At 72.8% G+C, this 1149-nt stretch carries 1 protein-coding gene; it reads right to left on the bottom strand.

Annotated features, from left to right (window positions below; genetic code table 11):
- Positions 1-45 precede the first annotated feature (45 nt).
- Complete coding sequence (locus tag ACFVJS_RS28020) at positions 46-960, bottom strand: FUSC family protein (RefSeq protein WP_378886810.1); 915 nt, start codon at positions 958-960, stop codon at positions 46-48.
- Positions 961-1149 lie beyond the last annotated feature (189 nt).

Raw genomic sequence — 1149 nt, 5'->3', positions numbered from 1 at the left:
AAACCACAGTTTCGTCACCCACAACTGCAGATTCGGCAGGGGCTGTCAGCGGCGGCGGAACTCGCGGAGCGCCAAGGCCGCGGCGAGACCCACGACGACACCGAGGAGCGTCTCGGCGAAACGTGACCACAGCAGGGCGTCGACGGGCTGTGGGTGCCCGAGCTGCACCATCAGCAGCGAGAGCGGCGTGATGGCGACGAGCGCGAGGCCGTAGTGACGCCCGACGAGCAGCTCGGTGACGGCCTGGAGCGCGGCGACGACCACCGCGACGACGAGGGCGGGCAGGGAGACCGAGAGCAGCACGGCCGCCAGGACGAGGCCGACCACGGTGCCCACGACGCGCTGCAGTCCGCGGGTCGTCTGGGCCATCAGCCCGGTGACCCCGAACGGCACCGCTGCGGCCACCATCGCCCAGTAGGTGTGGCTCAGCCCGAGCGCGGTCGAGACGGTGCCGGCGACCACGACCGCGACGACGACCGCCGTCGCATGGTCGATCCGGACCTCACCCCGGTTCGCCTCGACCGAGGCGCCGTTGCCGGCCAGCCGCTCCTCGAGCACGCCGAGGGCCACCGCGATCAGGGCCGCGGCCACGGCCACCCCGGCCGCGACCGAGACCCCGGACAGGGTCACCGGAAGCGCCGCGCACGTCGCCACCGCGAAGACCGGGAACATCGGCCCGGGCGGTCGCAGCACGAACCGGTCCGACAGCATAGACCCGGCCGCGGCCCACACCGCGGCGACCGGGATGACGAGCCAGGCCCGGTGCGACGAGGTCGCGACCAGGGCGCCGCACAGCACGGCGAGACACATCAGTGCTCCGGCCGCGGCCTGGGCCCGCCAGCGTCCCCGCAACGGCTGGCGGCCACCGTAGATCGAGGCGAAGGTGCCGAAACAGGCGTACGCGGCCAGCTCGATGTGTCCGGTCACGGCCAGCGCCACCAGGCCGATCAGCAGGGTCACGCTCGCCCGCCACGCGGGCGAGTGGCTTCCGGGTGCCGGGGAGACGCGTACGGCCTCCTGCATCAGCCGCTCGAGGCTGCTGCGTCAGCTGCCTGACCCGTCTCGTCCCTGCTGTACCGCCCTCATCGCACCAGTCACCCTACGGCCGCCGGGGGTAGTCCAGGGAGTTTCCGTCGGTTACCAGCCGGT

Origin of the sequence: Nocardioides sp. NPDC057772 (assembly GCF_042798075.1) — a bacterium.
Lineage (GTDB): Bacteria > Actinomycetota > Actinomycetes > Propionibacteriales > Nocardioidaceae > Nocardioides.
Note: the sequence above shows the minus strand (reverse complement) of the source record. Positions and strands in the feature narration are given on the sequence as shown.